14 protein-coding genes are annotated in these 16539 nt (G+C 66.7%); 9 read left to right on the top strand and 5 right to left on the bottom strand.

All coding sequences use genetic code 11. The features are described from left to right. The first annotated feature begins 31 nt into the window (after positions 1-31). The 6 genes from ndk to proB all read left to right on the top strand — a co-directional run bounded on the left by ndk (position 32) and on the right by proB (position 7107). Positions 32-442 (top strand): nucleoside-diphosphate kinase, encoded by a 411-nt coding sequence (ndk, locus tag EET10_RS19125; protein WP_036400050.1) that lies wholly within the window; start codon positions 32-34, stop codon positions 440-442. 321 nt (positions 443-763) lie between these two features. After that, the gene (gene rne, locus EET10_RS19120) at positions 764-3688 is read left to right on the top strand and encodes a ribonuclease E (protein ID WP_122502411.1); all 2925 of its coding nucleotides are present in this window, start codon (positions 764-766) and stop codon (positions 3686-3688) included. A gap of 213 nt (positions 3689-3901) precedes the next feature. Then, positions 3902-4213, top strand: coding sequence for a 50S ribosomal protein L21 (gene rplU, locus EET10_RS19115; protein ID WP_036400044.1), 312 nt, complete (start codon positions 3902-3904; stop codon positions 4211-4213). Positions 4214-4227: 14 nt separating this feature from the next. Beyond that, the gene (gene rpmA / locus EET10_RS19110; RefSeq protein WP_036400042.1) at positions 4228-4482 is read left to right on the top strand and encodes a 50S ribosomal protein L27; all 255 of its coding nucleotides are present in this window, start codon (positions 4228-4230) and stop codon (positions 4480-4482) included. Between the two features lie 79 nt (positions 4483-4561). Further along, positions 4562-6001, top strand: a complete 1440-nt coding sequence (obgE, locus tag EET10_RS19105; protein WP_122502410.1) for a GTPase ObgE — start codon at positions 4562-4564, stop codon at positions 5999-6001. Then, entirely contained in the window at positions 6001-7107 is a 1107-nt protein-coding gene (proB, locus tag EET10_RS19100) for a glutamate 5-kinase (protein WP_036400039.1), read from the top strand. The genes obgE and proB overlap by 1 nt, the downstream gene beginning before the upstream one ends. Positions 7108-7109: 2 nt before the next feature. Here proB and EET10_RS19095 read toward each other — a convergent pair whose 3' ends face one another. Next, the gene (locus EET10_RS19095) at positions 7110-7748 is read right to left on the bottom strand and encodes a TetR/AcrR family transcriptional regulator (protein ID WP_122502409.1); all 639 of its coding nucleotides are present in this window, start codon (positions 7746-7748) and stop codon (positions 7110-7112) included. Between the two features lie 93 nt (positions 7749-7841). Between EET10_RS19095 and EET10_RS19090 the strand changes: the two genes are divergently transcribed. Beyond that, a complete protein-coding gene (locus tag EET10_RS19090) occupies positions 7842-9092 on the top strand; it encodes a cytochrome P450 (RefSeq protein ID WP_423793574.1) in 1251 nt (416 codons plus the stop codon). Between the two features lie 9 nt (positions 9093-9101). Here EET10_RS19090 and EET10_RS19085 read toward each other — a convergent pair whose 3' ends face one another. Beyond that, on the bottom strand, positions 9102-9962 hold the full coding sequence (locus tag EET10_RS19085) for a Sir2 family NAD-dependent protein deacetylase (RefSeq protein WP_122502408.1): 861 nt from the start codon (positions 9960-9962) through the stop codon (positions 9102-9104). A gap of 54 nt (positions 9963-10016) precedes the next feature. On the opposite strand from EET10_RS19085, the gene EET10_RS19080 reads away from it, so the two are divergent. Next, positions 10017-12059 (top strand): NAD(+) synthase, encoded by a 2043-nt coding sequence (locus tag EET10_RS19080; RefSeq protein WP_122502407.1) that lies wholly within the window; start codon positions 10017-10019, stop codon positions 12057-12059. Between the two features lie 475 nt (positions 12060-12534). After that, positions 12535-13896 (top strand): HNH endonuclease signature motif containing protein, encoded by a 1362-nt coding sequence (locus tag EET10_RS19075; RefSeq protein ID WP_122502406.1) that lies wholly within the window; start codon positions 12535-12537, stop codon positions 13894-13896. Positions 13897-13900: 4 nt separating this feature from the next. Here the strand turns inward: EET10_RS19075 and EET10_RS19070 are convergent, their stop codons facing one another. The 3 genes from EET10_RS19070 to EET10_RS19060 are packed head-to-tail and all read right to left on the bottom strand — an operon-like array spanning position 13901 to position 16535. Then, on the bottom strand, positions 13901-14413 hold the full coding sequence (locus EET10_RS19070; RefSeq protein WP_036400027.1) for a LeuD/DmdB family oxidoreductase small subunit: 513 nt from the start codon (positions 14411-14413) through the stop codon (positions 13901-13903). Beyond that, complete coding sequence (locus EET10_RS19065) at positions 14410-15657, bottom strand: 3-isopropylmalate dehydratase large subunit (RefSeq protein ID WP_036400024.1); 1248 nt, start codon at positions 15655-15657, stop codon at positions 14410-14412. Before EET10_RS19065 ends, EET10_RS19070 begins: the two co-directional genes overlap by 4 nt. Further along, entirely contained in the window at positions 15648-16535 is an 888-nt protein-coding gene (locus tag EET10_RS19060) for an isocitrate lyase/PEP mutase family protein (RefSeq protein WP_036400021.1), read from the bottom strand. Before EET10_RS19060 ends, EET10_RS19065 begins: the two co-directional genes overlap by 10 nt. Positions 16536-16539 lie beyond the last annotated feature (4 nt).

Genomic DNA, 16539 nt, shown 5'->3' with positions numbered 1-16539 from the left:
GTTCAGCATCGGCCATCTACTCTTAGCCACCGTGACTGAACGGACCCTCGTGCTGATCAAGCCGGACGGTGTGCAACGCCAACTGATCGGCGAGATCATCGGCCGCATCGAGCGCAAAGGCCTGACCATCGCGGCGCTGGAGCTCAGGACCGTCACCGACGAGCTGGCCGGCCGTCATTACGCCGAACACGAAGACAAGCCGTTCTTCGGGTCGTTGCTCGAGTTCATCACGTCGGGTCCGGTGGTGGCGGCCATCGTAGAAGGGCCGCGAGCGGTCGCAGCGTTTCGCCAGCTCGCCGGCGGCACCGACCCGGTGGACACGGCCACGCCCGGCACCATCCGCGGCGACTTCGGCCTGGAAACCCAGTTCAACCTGGTGCACGGCTCCGATTCGGCCGAGTCGGCGCAGCGCGAGATCGCGCTCTGGTTTCCCGGCGCCTAGCGCCGGACGCGTGCTTGCGAGCCGGATTCACCGGTGTACGGCTCAGACGAGGGTGATCCGGCCCAGTGATATGGGATACTGACTGCGGGTGAACGTCGCCGGACCGGCGTCCAACACCCGAATGAAGACTTCGGCAAGCGCGACCATCGCCATCCGATGGGGCGCGGCGTGTCAAGCCGTCATTCAGCACGGCGCCGAGTGTGCTCGCCCGAGCGGCTCGGAGCAAGACCATCACAAGCCCGGGAGAAGTGACCCGGGCACATAGCGGAGCCCTCGCGTGGCCGCGTCGAAACGACGCGCCCGGGGGCTTGAGGAGAATACGTGGTAGACGGTGCCCCATCTTCAGACCCAAAAGAGCCGACACAGCGTGAGGACCTGCCGGACCGCCTGAGAGTCCATTCGCTGGCACGAACGCTGGGGACCAGCAGCAGGCGGGTGCTCGATGCCCTCAATGCGCTGGACGGTCGAATCCGCAGCGCACATTCCAGCGTGGACCGGGTCGACGCGGTCCGGGTGCGCGACCTGCTGGCCGAAACGCCCGCCGAAGAACCCGCCAACCACGCCAAACCAGAAGAAAGCCCTGAACGCGGTGTCGCCGGGACGGCTGTTGCACCGGAGGAAGAAGCTGACGAAGCGCCGGAACCCGAATCCCGGCTGCTGCTGGAAACGCAGGAAACGGTGCAGGTCGTCGAGACGTGGGTGGAGCGACCGCATTACCTGCCGCTGTTCGTCGCGCCGCAGCCGATTCCCGAGGCGATCGATGAGGACGACAGCACGGACGACGAGGCGGCCGACGATTCCGACGATGACGACGAACTGGAGCAGATCGACCGGCCGAGCGGTCGGCGGCGTCGGCGCGGCCGTCGTGGCCGTGGCCGGGGACGCGGTGAGCAGGGTGGATCCGACGGGCCCGGCGAAGATGACGGCGACGAAGCCGACCGGAAGGCGGTTGGGGACTCTGCCCGTTCCGAGGACTCCGAGAGTGACGATTCAGCGGACTCCGACGACACCGACGCCGGCGACGATGACGACGGTTCAGCAGAGGGCGCCAGCCGTCGCCGCCGCCGCCGTAGACGGCGCAAGTCGGGTTCCGCAGAGGACGGCGACGAGGGCCCGGCGCCCGACGATCCGCCCAACACCGTCGTGCACGAACGCGCGCCCCGCAACGGCGGCTCCGGGGACGACGAATCCGGCGGCAACGAGATCAAGGGCATCGACGGCTCGACCCGGCTGGAAGCCAAACGGCAACGCCGCCGGGACGGCCGCGACGCCGGGCGGCGCCGTCCACCGGTACTGACCGAGGCCGAATTCCTGGCCAGACGCGAGGCCGTCGAGCGAGTCATGGTGGTGCGTGACCGGGTCCGCACCGAGCCGCCGCACCCAGGCACGCGCTACACCCAAATCGCGGTGCTCGAAGACGGCATCGTCGTCGAGCACTTCGTGACGTCCGCGGCTTCGGCTTCCCTGGTGGGCAACATCTACCTGGGCATCGTGCAGAACGTGTTGCCGTCGATGGAGGCGGCCTTCGTCGACATCGGTCGCGGCCGCAACGGTGTGCTCTACGCCGGTGAAGTCAACTGGGACGCAGCCGGACTGGGCGGGGCCGACCGCAAGATCGAACAGGCCCTCAAACCCGGCGACTACGTCGTCGTCCAGGTCAGCAAGGACCCGGTAGGCCACAAGGGCGCACGGCTGACCACGCAGGTGTCGCTGGCCGGCCGCTATCTGGTCTACGTGCCGGGCGCGTCGTCGACCGGGATCAGCCGCAAGTTGCCCGACACCGAACGCCAGCGGCTCAAGGAGATCTTGCGCGAGGTGGTGCCGTCCGACGCGGGAGTGATCATCCGCACCGCGTCCGAGGGGGTCAAAGAGGGCGACATCCGTGCCGACGTCGCCCGGCTGCAGGAGCGCTGGCAGCAGATCGAAGCCAAGGCCGCCGAGGTCAAGCAAAAGGCGGCCGGCGCTGCGGTGGCGCTCTACGAAGAACCGGATGTGCTGGTCAAGGTCATCCGCGACTTGTTCAACGAGGACTTCGCTGGGCTCATCGTTTCCGGCGACGAGGCCTGGACCACGATCAACGACTACGTGAATTCCGTTGCGCCCGACCTGGTTTCGAAATTGACCAAGTACGAGTCGGCCGAGCTTGCTGAGGGTCAGACCCGCCCCGATGTCTTTGCGGTGCATCGTATCGACGAGCAGCTGACCAAGGCGATGGACCGCAAGGTGTGGCTGCCCTCGGGCGGGACATTGGTGATCGACCGGACCGAGGCCATGACGGTGATCGACGTCAACACCGGCAAATTCACCGGCTCCGGGGGCAATCTCGAGCAGACCGTCACCAAGAACAACCTGGAGGCGGCCGAGGAAATCGTGCGTCAGCTGCGGCTGCGTGACATCGGCGGCATTGTGGTCATCGACTTCATCGACATGGTGCTGGAATCCAACCGCGACCTGGTGCTACGCCGGCTGACCGAGGCGCTGGCCCGCGACCGCACCCGTCACCAGGTGTCCGAGGTGACCTCGCTGGGCTTGGTCCAGCTGACCCGCAAACGCTTGGGGACCGGCCTGATCGAGGCCTTCTCGTCGTCGTGTCCCCAGTGCAGTGGTCGCGGGATCCTGCTGCATGCCGATCCGGTGGATGCGGCGCCGGCGACCGGGCGAAAGTCGGAGGCCGGAGGCCGGCGGAATAGGCGCTCGAAGAAGAGCCGCGCCGAAGAGCCCGGTGAGAAAGGGATCGTGGCCAAGGTCCCCGCTCACGCCCCCGGCGAGCATCCGATGTTCAAAGCGATGGCCGCCGGCTCGTCTCTGGGACCGGATCGCGGGGACGGCGAACCCGAGGAGTCCGGCGAGGAACTCGCGGCTGCGGTCGTCGAAGAGACCGCGGGAGGGGTGTCCGGCGACATAGCTGACCTGGAAGACAACGGCGACTCCGACGACATCGAAGACTTCGAGGACACCGACGAAGATGCCGACGAGGACACCGACGAGGACACCGACGAGGACGAAGAACTCGACGACGAGGAACTCGACGACGAGGAACTCGATGACGACGAGCTCGATGACGACGACCTGGATGACGATCTCGACGTCGACGATTCCGACACCGACGATGAGGACATCGATTCCGAACCCGGGGACAGCGCCGACGGCCCGCATGGCCCCGTCGGGGTGGCCTCGTTGCCGGAACGGCCGCGCCGGCGACGGGCGGCGGGCAGGCCCGCAGGTCCGCCGATCCATGTGGACTAAACACCACAACCGCTGCGCCGGTTTGACCCTGTAGCCGCTGGTCACGTAACCTGGGTCAGTTGTCGGCAGGCTGCCAGCCTACGACGGCGATCCGGTCCAGTCGCGCCTGCGGTGGCGCTGTGTGCCGAATCGCGAACCAGACCCGCACGCGTAAGCCACCGCTGACGCGTGCCCGCAAGAGTAAGCACGACAACGAGCAGAGGTGCACCCACGATGGCGACCTACGCAATCGTCAAGACCGGCGGCAAGCAATACAAGGTTGCCGTCGGAGACGTGGTCAAGGTCGAAAAGCTCGAATCCGACCCCGGCGCCAAGGTGTCGCTGCCGGTCGCCTTGGTCGTCGACGGTGCCACCGTCACCACCGATGCCAAGGCCCTGGCCAAGGTCGCGGTGACGGGCGAGGTCCTCGAGCACGTCAAGGGTCCCAAGATCCGGATCCACAAGTTCAAGAACAAGACCGGCTACCACAAGCGGCAGGGCCACCGTCAGCAGCTGACGGTCCTGAAAGTCACCGGCATCAAGTAGCGGAGGCGACAAGAATGGCACACAAGAAGGGCGCTTCCAGCTCGCGCAACGGTCGGGACTCGGCCGCGCAGCGGTTGGGTGTCAAGCGGTTCGGCGGCCAGGTCGTCCAGGCCGGTGAGATCCTCGTTCGTCAGCGTGGCACCAAATTTCATCCCGGCGTCAACGTCGGTCGCGGCGGGGATGACACGCTGTTCGCCAAGGCGGGCGGGGCGGTCGAGTTCGGCATCAAGCGTGGGCGCAAGACCGTCAACATCGTGCCGCAGTCCTAAGCCCTTCGCGCGCGTAACGCAGAGGCGGTCCGACGGGCTTTTTTCCGCGGCGGCGTTACATTCGAAGGATTGGTAGCCGATGCCTCGGTTCGTCGATCGAGTCGTCGTGCACGTGCGGGCGGGTTCGGGTGGTAACGGCTGCGCCTCGGTTCATCGGGAGAAATTCAAGCCGCTGGGCGGTCCCGACGGCGGCAACGGCGGTCGCGGCGGCAGCATCGTCTTCGTAGTAGATCCGCAGGTGCACACCCTGCTCGACTTCCATTTCCATCCCCACATCACCGCGCCGTCGGGCAAACCCGGGATGGGCAGCAACCGCGACGGCGCCGCGGGCACCGACCTGGAGGTCAAGGTGCCCGACGGCACCGTGGTGCTGGACGAAAACGGACGGTTGCTGGCCGATCTGGTCGGCGCCGGCACCCGCTTTGCGGCCGCCGCCGGTGGCCGCGGCGGGTTGGGCAACGCCGCGCTGGCCTCGCGTGCCCGCAAAGCCCCGGGGTTCGCCTTGCTCGGCGAACCCGGACAATCGCGGGATCTCACCCTGGAACTCAAGACCGTTGCCGACGTCGGGCTCATCGGATTCCCGTCGGCCGGGAAGTCGTCGCTGGTGTCGGTCATTTCGGCGGCCAAACCCAAGATCGCCGACTACCCGTTTACCACCCTGGTGCCCAACCTCGGGGTGGTCTCGGCGGGCGAACACGCATACACCGTCGCCGACGTGCCCGGCTTGATCCCGGGCGCTGCCCAGGGCCGCGGCCTGGGCCTGGACTTTCTGCGGCACATCGAGCGCTGCGCGGTGCTGGTGCATGTCGTGGACTGCGCGACCAACGAGCCGGGCCGCGACCCGATCTCCGACATCGACGCGCTGGAGGCCGAACTCGCGGCCTACACACCGACGCTGCGAGGCGATGCGGTGCTGGACGATCTCACCGAGCGGCCCCGGGCGGTGGTGCTCAACAAGATCGACGTCCCCGAGGCCCGTGAGCTCGCCGAGTTCGTTCGCGACGAGATCGCCCAACGCGGCTGGCCGGTGTTCCTGGTGTCCACAGTCACCCGGGAGAACCTGCAGCCGTTGATCTTCGGGCTGTGGCACATGGTGGCGCGATACCACGCCGCATGGCCTCAGGTGGTGCCGCGACGGCCGGTGATTCGCCCGGTGCCCATCGACGACAGTGGTTTCGACGTGCAGCCCGACGGCCACGGCGGCTTCGTGGTGACCGGTGCCCGGCCCGAGCGCTGGATCGGCCAGACCGACTTCGACAACGACGAGGCGGTCGGCTATCTCGCGGACCGCTTGGCGCGCCTGGGTGTCGAGGACGAGTTGCTGCGGCTGTGCGCCCAGCCTGGGTGCGCGGTGACGATCGGTGACATGACTTTCGACTGGGAGCCGCAAACTCCCGCGGGCGGTCACGTCGCGATGTCGGGCCGGGGCACCGATGCGCGCCTGGAGCGCAGCGACCGGGTCGGCGCCGCCGAACGCAAGGCGGCCCGCCGGCAGCGACGTGAACGCGGTGAAAGCTGATGGTCAGTCCGCACCGGGAAGTCATCCGGACCGCACGCAGCCTCGTCGTCAAGGTGGGGACGACAGCGCTGACCACGCCGTCGGGGATGTTCGACGCCGGCCGGCTGGCCGAGCTCGCCGATGCAATCGAGGCGCGGATGAAGGCGGGCACTGACGTCGTCATCGTGTCTTCGGGCGCGATCGCCGCGGGCCTCGAGCCACTCGGATTATCCTGCCGCCCAAGGGATTTGGCGACCAAACAGGCCGCCGCCAGCGTTGGGCAGGTGGCGCTGGTGAACTCGTGGAGCACCGCGTTCGCCCGGTACGGCCGCACGGTGGGCCAGGTGCTGTTGACCGCCCACGACATCTCGATGCGGGTCCAGCACACCAACGCCCAGCGCACTCTGGACCGGCTGCGGGCGCTGCACGCGGTGGCGATCGTCAACGAGAACGACACGGTGGCCACCAACGAGATCCGCTTCGGCGACAACGATCGACTGTCGGCGCTGGTGGCTCACCTGGTGGGCGCGGAGGCGCTGGTGCTGCTCTCCGACATCGACGGGCTTTACGACACCGATCCCCGAAAACACCGGGGGGCCCGGTTTATCCCCGAAGTGGCCGGCCTCGCGGATCTCGACGGCGTTGTCGCCGGGCGCAGCAGTCATCTGGGTACCGGCGGAATGGCGTCCAAGGTGTCGTCGGCGTTGCTGGCCGCGGACGCGGGGGTGCCGGTGCTGCTGGCTCCCGCGGCAGACGCGGCGACGGCGCTCACCGATGCGTCGGTGGGTACGGTCTTCGCACCGCGGCCCGGGCGCATGTCGGCGCGGCGGTTCTGGGTACGGTATGCCGCCGAGGCCGCGGGTTGGCTGACGCTCGACGCGGGTGCCGTGCATGCCGTCGTGCGGCAACGGCGGTCGCTGCTGCCGGCCGGCATCACCGCGGTGTCGGGCAAGTTTTTCGCCGGTGACGTCGTCGAACTCCGTGGACCCGACGCGACCACGGTGGCCCGCGGTGTGGTCGCCTACGACGCGGCCGAGCTGGCCGCGATGATGGGCCGGTCCACCTCGGAGTTGCCCGGTGAATTGCGCCGGCCCGCGGTGCATGCCGACGACCTGGTGCCCGAGTAACCTCAGGTAGCCGACGCGGTTTTGAGATACAGTGCGCCCCAGACTATTTCGGTCAGCGTGGTGGCCAGCTCGGTGTCGAACTCCGGTGGTTTGCCCGGCAGGCTCTGCTGACAGACCCGCTCGACCATCCAGGTCAGCGCATCGGCGGTGGTGGCCGCGGGCAGTTCGGCACGGATGGAGCCGTCGGCCTGGCCGTCCTCGATGACACGGGCCAGGCGCTCGGAGATGGCGGTCAGCAGATCCCGATAGGTGTGTGCCGCCATCGGGTCGTAGCCGGCCATCTCGCTGAGCGCGACAAGCAGTGGTTGATGACGGCGAAAGCTGGAGATGATGCCCGCCATGGCGGCGCGGACATCCTCGGAATTGTGTCGCCAGGCCACCTCCCACCACTGTGCGGCACGGTGCGCCAGGTCGTCGAAAACCTGGCCGGCCAACCGGCGAAGCAGGTGGCCTTTGTCGTCGAAATAGATGTAGAAGCTGGCGCGGGAGATGCCGGCCGCGGTCGCCAGCCGATCCACGCTGAGCTCGGTGAAGCTCGCGCCCTCGGTCATCAGCTGTTCGGTGGCGTCCAACAGCCGGCGTTCCATCTGCTCTCGTCGCTGCCGGCGGGTGGCCTGGGTGTTGCGAGTAACCGATGGCATGTCTCGTTCTGCGCCTCCCTTCGGCTTCGGGCGAGCATAACCGTGAATTCGACATCTTGACTAGACACTATGTCTAATCCTATGGTCGGGGGCGTGGCTGCCGGTATCCGTGCCTACGACCCAATCGATCTGTCCTCGCGTAAGTTCTGGGCCTTGACCGCGGCCGAGCGGGAACGCTCGTTCGCGGTGCTGCGGTCCGAGCGTCCGGTGAGCTGGCACCGACCGGTCGACGACGCCTTGCTCCAGGATCCCGACGACCCTGGTTTCTGGGCGGTCACCCGGCGCTCCGACATCGTCACGGTCAGTCGTGCCAACGAGGTGTTCCTGTCAGGCAAGGGCGTGCTCTTCGAAAACGTGCCCGTCGAACTGCTGGAAGGATCGCAGTCGTTCCTGGCGATGGACCCGCCGCGACACACCAAGCTGCGCAAGCTGGTCAGCGCGGCGTTCACGCCGCGGCAGGTGCGCCGCATCGAGGACTCGATCAAGACCAACGCCAAGGCCATCGTCGAAGAGCTGCGGTCGGCCGGCAGCGGTGTCGATTTCGTCGAGCACTGCGCCAAGGAACTGCCCATGCGCACCTTGTCGGACATGGTCGGGATTCCCGAATCGGAACGTGAGCGGGTGGCGCATGCCGCCGACGCCTTGGTCTCCTGGGCCGACTCGGTCTACCTCGACGGGCGCAACCCGCTGCAAGTGCTGTTCGAGAACCAGGCCTATCTGCATCAGCTTGCCGCCGAGCTGGCTGCCGAGCGGCGCGACCACCCCGGCGATGACCTGTTCAGCGGCCTGGTGAACGCCGAAGTGGACGGCGACCGGCTCTCCGATGCCGATGTGGCGGCGTTCTTCGTGTTGCTTGCGGTGGCCGGCAATGACACCACTCGCCAAGCCACCAGCCACACGCTGCGCGCGCTCACCGACTTTCCTGCCCAAAAGGCATGGCTAGTAATGGATTTTGACAATCGGATCGGCACGGCGGTCGAGGAGTTCATCCGGTGGGCCACCCCGGTGATGACGTTTCGTCGCACGGCCGCAAAAGATTTCGAGCTGGCCGGCCAGACCATCGCCGCGGGCGAGAAGGTGGTGATGTTCTATGCGTCGGGCAACCGGGACCAGGACGCGTTCGAGTATCCAGAGCGCTTCGAGCTGAGCCGCAGTCCCAACCCGCACGTGGGCTTCGGGGGTGGCGGTGTGCACTTTTGCCTGGGCGCCCATGTGGCCCGAGCGCAGCTGCGCGCCATTTTCGGTGAGCTGTTGCGGCAATTGCCCGACATCCAGGCGGGCGATCCGGCCTACGTGCCGGGCAACTTCGTGCATGCTATCCGCACCATGTCCTGCACCTTCTGATGGGCGGCTCTAATGGGCCGCGGCGCTGGCCAGCTCAGCGGCCAACAGGGTCAGCGTCTCCGAGCAGCCGCCGTCGACCTTGACTGCGGCCAAGCCGTCGCCGCGGGTAGGTCCCCGGTTGACGATGGCGATGGGGATCGCGAGGGCGGCGGCGCGGCGCACGAATCGGTAGCCGGAGTACACCGTCAGCGACGAGCCGGCGACGAGCAGCGCCTCGGCCTGATTAACCAGCGAATAAGCTTGGGCTACAAGGTCTTTAGGCACGTTTTCGCCGAAGTAGACGATGTCGGGCTTGAGCATGCCGGCACAGCCCGGGCAATCGAGATAGCGGAAGGAATCGGTGTCGGCGGCCGAGGCGATGACGGCGTCCGCGTCGGGAGCCACCGCTAGTCCGCCGACCGCCGCGGCGCGCTCGATGAACCCGGGGTTGAGCGCCTCCAGCTGCTCGGCCAGCGCGGCCCGGCTGATGGTGTAACCGCAACTCAGGCAGACCACCTGTGCATAGGTGCCGTGCAGGTTGACCACGTTGCGGCTGCCGGCCTTGGCATGCAGCAGATCGACGTTCTGGGTGATCACGCCCGTCACCACCCCGGTCCGCTCCAACGTGGCCAGTGCCCGGTGGCCGGGGTTGGGTGCGGTGTCGTCCATGTGCCGCCAGCCGACGTGGTTGCGGGCCCAGTATCGCCGGCGAAACGCCGGATCCGAGGTGAACTGGCCGATGGTCATGGGATTGCTCGGCGGTGAGTCGGGTCCCCGGTAATCGGGTATGCCCGAGTCGGTGGAAATCCCCGCGCCCGTGAGCACCGCGACCCGGCGGCCGGCCAGCAGCGCGACGAGTTCGGGGGTTTGCACGTAGCCGAGCCTAGGCATCGCCGGCTACCCCGTCACCCGATCCAGATGGCGATACCGCGACAATGGAGGGCAATGAGCTTCTATTCCGCATACCGGCACGGGTTCGTGCGCGTCGCCGCGTGCACGCACCACACCACGATCGGCGATCCCGCGGCCAATGCCGCCTCGGTACTGGGCCTGGCGCGCCAGTGTCACGACGACGGCGTCGCCCTGGCGGTGTTCCCCGAGCTGACGTTGTCCGGCTATTCGATCGAGGACATCCTGCTGCAGGACGCCCTGCTCGACGCGGTCGAGGACGCGCTGCTGGACGTGGTGGCGCAGTCCGCCGACCTGCTGCCGGTCCTAGTGGTGGGTGCGCCGCTGCGGTATCGGCACCGCATCTACAACACCGCGGTCGTCGTGCATCGCGGCGCCGTGCTGGGTGTGGTTCCGAAGTCCTATCTGCCCACCTATCGGGAGTTCTACGAGAGCCGGCAGGTCGCGGCCGGCGACGACGAGCGTGGCAGCCTGCGGATCTGCGGATCGGACGTGCCGTTTGGCCCCGATCTGCTTTTCACCGCGTCGGACCTGCCCGGCTTCGTCCTGCATGTGGAGATCTGTGAGGACATGTTCGTCCCGGTACCGCCCAGCGCCGAGGCGGCTCTGGCGGGAGCGACCGTGTTGGCCAACCTGTCCGGCAGCCCGATCACGATCGGGCGCGCCGAGGACCGCTGCTTGCTGGCCCGCTCGGCGTCGGCGCGCTGCCTGGCCGCCTACGTCTACGCTGCCGCCGGAGAAGGGGAGTCGACGACGGACCTGGCGTGGGACGGCCAGACGATGATCTGGGAGAACGGGGTGCTGCTGGCGCAATCCGAGCGTTTCCCGAAGGGCGAGCGCCGTTCGGTGGCCGACGTCGACACCGAACTGCTCCGATCGGAGCGATTGCGGATGGGCACTTTCGACGACAACCGGCGTCACCACCGGGTGGCAGTGGAGTCGTTGCGGCGCATCGAGTTCCGGGTCGATCCGCCCACCGGCGACATCGGGTTGCGGCGGACCGTGGAGCGGTTCCCGTTCGTGCCGGCCGATCCGCAACGGCTGCAACAGGATTGCTACGAGGCCTACAACATCCAGGTGTCCGGTCTCGAGCAGCGGCTGCGGGCGCTGAACTACCCGAAGGTGGTGATCGGCGTCTCCGGGGGGCTGGATTCCACGCACGCCCTGATCGTCGCCGCCCGTGCCATGGATCGCGAGGAACGCCCGCGCAGTGACATTCTGGCGTTCACCCTGCCCGGCTTCGCCACCGGTGAGCGCACCAAGAGCAACGCGGTCAAGCTGGCGCGGGCGCTGGGGGCCACGTTCGAGGAAATCGACATCCGTGACACCGCTGCGCTGATGCTCAACGAGATGGGTCATCCGTTCGCGCGCGGTGAAAAGCTCTACGACGTCACCTTCGAGAACGTGCAGGCCGGCCTGCGCACCGATTACCTGTTCCGCATTGCCAACCAGCGCGGCGGAATCGTGCTGGGCACCGGGGACCTGTCCGAGCTGGGCCTGGGCTGGTCGACATACGGTGTCGGCGACCAGATGTCGCACTACAACGTCAATGCCGGGGTGCCCAAGACGCTGATCCAGCACCTGATCCGCTGGGTCATCTCGTCGGGCGAATTCGACGAGCAGGTGTGCGAGGTGCTGCAGTCGGTGCTCGACACCCAGATCACTCCCGAACTGGTGCCTTCCGGCGAAGAGGAGGAGCTGCAGAGCAGCGAGGCAAAGGTTGGACCTTTTGCGTTGCAGGATTTCTCGTTATTCCACGTGCTGCGCTTCGGGTTCCGGCCGTCGAAGATCGCGTTCCTGGCCTGGCATGCGTGGCGTGACTCCGAGCGCGGCAGTTGGCCGCCCGGCTTCCCGCACGACAAGCGGCCGTCCTACTCGCTGTCCGAGATCCGGCACTGGCTACAGGTTTTCGTCGAGCGGTTTTATTCCTTCAGCCAGTTCAAACGTTCGGCATTGCCCAACGGGCCCAAGGTGTCGCACGGGGGAGCGTTGTCCCCGCGCGGGGATTGGCGCGCCCCGTCGGACATGCCGGCGCGAACCTGGCTCGACCAGATCGAGCAGGAAGTACCGCACGACTGAACACGACTCATTCGGCAATAGGGTGAGTCGTTGCGTGGGATCTGTGGCAGGAAAGTCTGGTAGCCGGCGGGACGGCTCCAGAGTGCCTGTGTGGCCTGATTTTTCAGAACTCAAGGACGGGCGCACGGCTGCAGCCGATTGTTCGCCCGCGGCAAGCGTCAGATCGACGTAGTACACATAGCTGGGCGTTTCGGCGCAGACTGCATCGCGCTGACACCGGAATTTCCTGGTCGGCCTGTGTCCAGACACGATCGAGGAGGCCCGCGCCGCAACCGAATCCAGGGTCAACCGGGTCGGGTATAACTACGACCCGTGCCTTGCCCGCCCACACGGCCCTTTCTCCGTAACCATGAATCACCACACATACCGAAACATCTTTTGATTGAATTAGATCCCGGTAATCCCTTGTGTCACTGTGGTTTCAGTGGTCACAACGCGACGATTCTTGTCGGTAGCTCTTCGTAACATGTCAGGCATGGGTTCGAGCAGTCGTGAAGACATTGTCGAGGTCTTCAACGCGCTGGATTCAGATCTGGATCGTTTGTGCGAGTTGTCTTTTGACGTGCTCACCACCCCGGAACGGTTGCGGGCCTTGGAGCGCCTGGAGCGCGTGGCACGACGGCTGCGGACACCCCAACACGCGCTGATCAATCAGCTCGGCGCGCAGGCCGGCGAGGAAGAACTGGGCACCAAACTGCGTTCGGCGCTGGCCGACCGGCTGCGCATCACCAAGGCCGAGGCGGGCCGGCGCATCGACGAAGCAGCTGATCTTGGTCAACGGCGGGCGCTGACCGGTGAGCCGTTGGCGCCGCAGTTGACCGCGACCGCGGCCGCTCAACGCGACGGGCTCGTCGGTGACGGGCATGTGCGGGTGATCCGCAGCTTCTTCGCCCACCTGCCCGCCGAGGTAGACCTGGGTACCCGGGAAGCCGCCGAAGCCGACCTGGCCCGCAAAGCCTGCCAGTATCGCCCCGACGAGTTGGCCACATACGCCCAGCGGATCATGGACTGGCTCAACCCCGACGGGGAATTTCGCGACCAGGAGCGGGCCCGCAAGCGCGGGATCATGCTGGGCAAGCAGGAATTCGACGGGATGTCGCGCATCAGCGGCATGCTGACCCCGGAGTTGCGCGCGGCCGTGGAGGCCGTGTTGGCCAAGCTGGCCGCCCCCGGTGCCTGCAACCCCGACGACCAGACCCCCGTCATTGACGAAACACCCGACGAGGATGCGGTGCGCCGTGACACGCGCAGTCAAGCGCAACGCAACCATGACGGCTTCCTCGCCGGACTGCGTGCGCTGTTGGCGTCGGGGGAGTTGGGCCAACACAACGGGCTTCCGGTGTCGATCGTGGTGACCACCACCCTCCAAGACCTCGAGGCCGCCGCCGGGAAGGGCCTGACCGGCGGCGGCACGCTGTTGCCGATCAGCGATGTGATTCGCCTGGCCAGCCACGCGCACCACTATTTGGCCATTTTTGATCGCGGCAAGGCCCTGGCGCTGTATCACACCAAACGGCTGGCTTCCCCGGGGCAGCGAATCATGTTGTACGCCAGGGATCGTGGATGCACGAAACCGGGCTGTGATGCGCCTGCCTATCACAGCCAAGTCCACCACGTCCAAGGCTGGGCCACGACCCGCCGCACCGACATCGATCAGCTGACCCTGGCCTGCGGAGTCGACAACCGACTCGTCGAAAAAGGCTGGATCACCCGCAAAAACGCCCACGGCGACACCGAATGGATACCCCCGGCCCATCTAGATCGCGGACAACCCCGGACCAACCCCTACCACCACCCCGGAAGATTCCTACGCGACAGCGACGACGAACCGGTTTGACGCGTTAAACCTTATGGCAAAGCAGCAGATAACCCTGTGCGGCCAACCGTGGTAGGACACCGCCGCTGTCGATGATGTCGAGGATCAACGCCGGCAGGGTGGGCGCCGTTCCGCAGGCGCCGGTGGTGTCGTTGCGCCAGCTGCCCTCGGCGAGATCAAACGTTGCCTGATCGCCTTCGGCAAAGATGGTGGTGGCATGGGGCACGGTCATCGCGGGCAGTCCGGCATTGACCGCATTGCGGAAGAACAGGGAGTTGAATTCCTCGGCGACCAGCCCAGCGATGCCAAGCTCGACGAACAGCGCCGCGACCGGGCGCGACGATCCGACGCCGAAGTTCTTGCCGGCCACCAGGATATCGCCCGGCGACACCTCGTCGGTCCACCCGGGACGGAGCTGATAGAAGACATGCCGAGCCGCCTCGGGCCGATCCATCTTCATGGCAAAAGCGGGGTACATGGCGTCGGTGTTGAGGTCGTCGCCGAAAAGCCACACCCTGCCGCTGAAAGTGAGTGTCATGCTCCCAAACTCCTCGGGTCGGTGATGTAACCGGTGACTGCCGAAGCGGCGACGGTCGCCGGTGAGGCCATGAAGATGCGCGCCTCGGTGCTGCCCATCCGCCCGGTGAAGTTGCGGGTGCTCGAGGTGATGCATACTTCGCCGGGACCGACCAGTCCCATGTGGTAGCCGAAGCAGGCGCCGCAGGTGGAATTGGTGACGACGGCGCCGGCGTCGGCGATGTCCTGTAAGTAGCCCAGCCGCATGGCCTTCCGGTACACCGCTTGGGACGCGGGTGTGACCAGCAGCCGCACGCCCGGTGCGATGCTCCGGCCGCGCAGCACCCGTGCGGCCATTTCGAGGTCTTCGAGCTGGCCGTTGGCGCAGGATCCGATGAACGCCTGGTCGACCTCCTGTTTGCCTAATTGCGAAACGGGCAGCCCATTGCGGCTGACGGTACCCGGAAGAGCCACATACGGTTCGAGCGTGGCCAGCTCGACGGGCCGGATGTCGTGGTACCCGGCGTCGTGATCCGGTGCCGCAGCACGGTATCCACCGATGCCGCGCGCGGTCAGGTGGCCGGTCAACACGTCGTCGGCTTCGAAAATGGCAAAATCAGCGGATAACTCGGCCCCTTGGGTGGCGATCGTGCGCCGATCGTGTATCGGGATACTGGCCAGGCCGCTGCCGCCGTATTCCAGATTCCGGTTGACGGCATCACCGTAGCGGTTGGCGATGTGCAGGAAGATGTCCTTGCCGCTGACGGTGTCCGGTTTGACGCCGTAGAACTCGTAGCGGATGGTCGGTGCGATCTGGTACCAGGTCTGGCCGGTGCACATGATCGAGTACACCTCGTCGGTCCCCAGGCCGCGGGCCGCGGTGCTGTAGGCTCCGGCGGCGCAGGTGTGGGAATCGCTACACGCCAGTACTTCTCCCGGTCGGGCCAGTCCGTTCTCGGCGATAACCTGATGGCTGATGCCATGCCTGCCGACGTCATAGAAGCGCCGGATACCGAAGTCGGCGACGAACTTCCGGGCTTGTTGACCGCCGGCGGCGTCTCGGACCGTCGGTGCCGGTACGGCGTGGTCCATCACCACCGCTAGTTTCTCGGGGTCATGAATCCGGTTGGGCTGTACCCATTCTCGCGCGAACTGGAGATCGATCAACACGGTCATGTCGACATCGACGACGACGGTGTCGCCGGGCGACACCGTGCTTTGACCGGTCTTGCGGGCGAAGATCTTCTCGATGATGGTCATGCCCATGCGCTGGCCTCGGCGGGCGCGTACCTGGCTTCGATTTCCGACCACTCCGCCAGACCGACCAGGTTGAAGAATTCGGCGGGGGTGCCGGTCCGGTGGGCCGTGGGGTCGGTCCGGTTGAGTTCGCACAGGGCCGCCAGCATGGCGGCCGTCCCGCGTCGCACCAGCTGACCCGGATGTATGGCCACGGCGTAACCCAATTCCTGCAACCGCGTCATCGGCACCTGCGGAGTCAGGCCGCCGATGACCAGATTGATCAATAGCGGGGCCTCGACTTCGAGGGCGATACGCTCGATTTCACCGATGTCCTGTGGAGCTTCGACGAAGACGATGTCGGCGCCTGCGGCGGCGTAGCGGTTGGCACGTTCGATGGCGGCATCCAGGCCCAGCGGGGCCCGCGCGTCGGTGCGCGCCACGATCAGCAGGCCGTCGTCGGAGCGGGTGTCGAGCGCGGCCGCCAGCGTCTGCTCGAACACCGCGGCGTCCACGACCCGTTTGTCCGGCAGATGGCCGCATCGCTTGGGAAATGCCTGGTCTTCCAACTGGATCGCGGCCACACCGGCGTTGTCGTAGGAGCGGACGGTACGCACCACGTTCTTGGGGGCGCCGTAGCCGGTGTCGGCGTCGGCGATGAGCGGGATGTCGCCCAGGACGCCGGCGACCATCCGCGCCCGCTCGGCCATTTCCGACGCGGTGACCAGGCCGATGTCGGGTAGGCCGAAACCGGAGGCGGCTACCCCGGATCCGGTCAGATACGCCGCGACGTGACCGGTGCGTTTGGTCAAGTGCGCCGAAATCCCATCGAAAACCCCTGGGGCGACCACGAGTTCGTGGGTGTCCAGGAGGGCTCGCAGTCGGCGGCGGGCCGGTGTCGTTGGCATGGCT

The sequence above is a fragment of the Mycobacterium pseudokansasii genome, from assembly GCF_900566075.1.
GTDB lineage: Bacteria > Actinomycetota > Actinomycetes > Mycobacteriales > Mycobacteriaceae > Mycobacterium > Mycobacterium pseudokansasii.
Note: the sequence above shows the minus strand (reverse complement) of the source record. Positions and strands in the feature narration are given on the sequence as shown.

What these genes read in the sequence shown, in the direction of transcription:
- rplU (WP_036400044.1), top strand. Translation starts at nt 3,902, where the DNA reads ATGGCGACCTACGCAATCGTCAAGACCGGCGGCAAGCAATACAAGGTT.
- rpmA (WP_036400042.1), top strand. Translation starts at nt 4,228, where the DNA reads ATGGCACACAAGAAGGGCGCTTCCAGCTCGCGCAACGGTCGGGACTCG.
- obgE (WP_122502410.1), top strand. Translation starts at nt 4,562, where the DNA reads ATGCCTCGGTTCGTCGATCGAGTCGTCGTGCACGTGCGGGCGGGTTCG.
- proB (WP_036400039.1), top strand. Translation starts at nt 6,001, where the DNA reads ATGGTCAGTCCGCACCGGGAAGTCATCCGGACCGCACGCAGCCTCGTC.
- EET10_RS19095 (WP_122502409.1), bottom strand. Translation starts at nt 7,748, where the DNA reads ATGCCATCGGTTACTCGCAACACCCAGGCCACCCGCCGGCAGCGACGA.
- EET10_RS19085 (WP_122502408.1), bottom strand. Translation starts at nt 9,962, where the DNA reads ATGCCTAGGCTCGGCTACGTGCAAACCCCCGAACTCGTCGCGCTGCTG.
- EET10_RS19080 (WP_122502407.1), top strand. Translation starts at nt 10,017, where the DNA reads ATGAGCTTCTATTCCGCATACCGGCACGGGTTCGTGCGCGTCGCCGCG.
- EET10_RS19075 (WP_122502406.1), top strand. Translation starts at nt 12,535, where the DNA reads ATGGGTTCGAGCAGTCGTGAAGACATTGTCGAGGTCTTCAACGCGCTG.
- EET10_RS19070 (WP_036400027.1), bottom strand. Translation starts at nt 14,413, where the DNA reads ATGACACTCACTTTCAGCGGCAGGGTGTGGCTTTTCGGCGACGACCTC.
- EET10_RS19065 (WP_036400024.1), bottom strand. Translation starts at nt 15,657, where the DNA reads ATGGGCATGACCATCATCGAGAAGATCTTCGCCCGCAAGACCGGTCAA.
- EET10_RS19060 (WP_036400021.1), bottom strand. Translation starts at nt 16,535, where the DNA reads ATGCCAACGACACCGGCCCGCCGCCGACTGCGAGCCCTCCTGGACACC.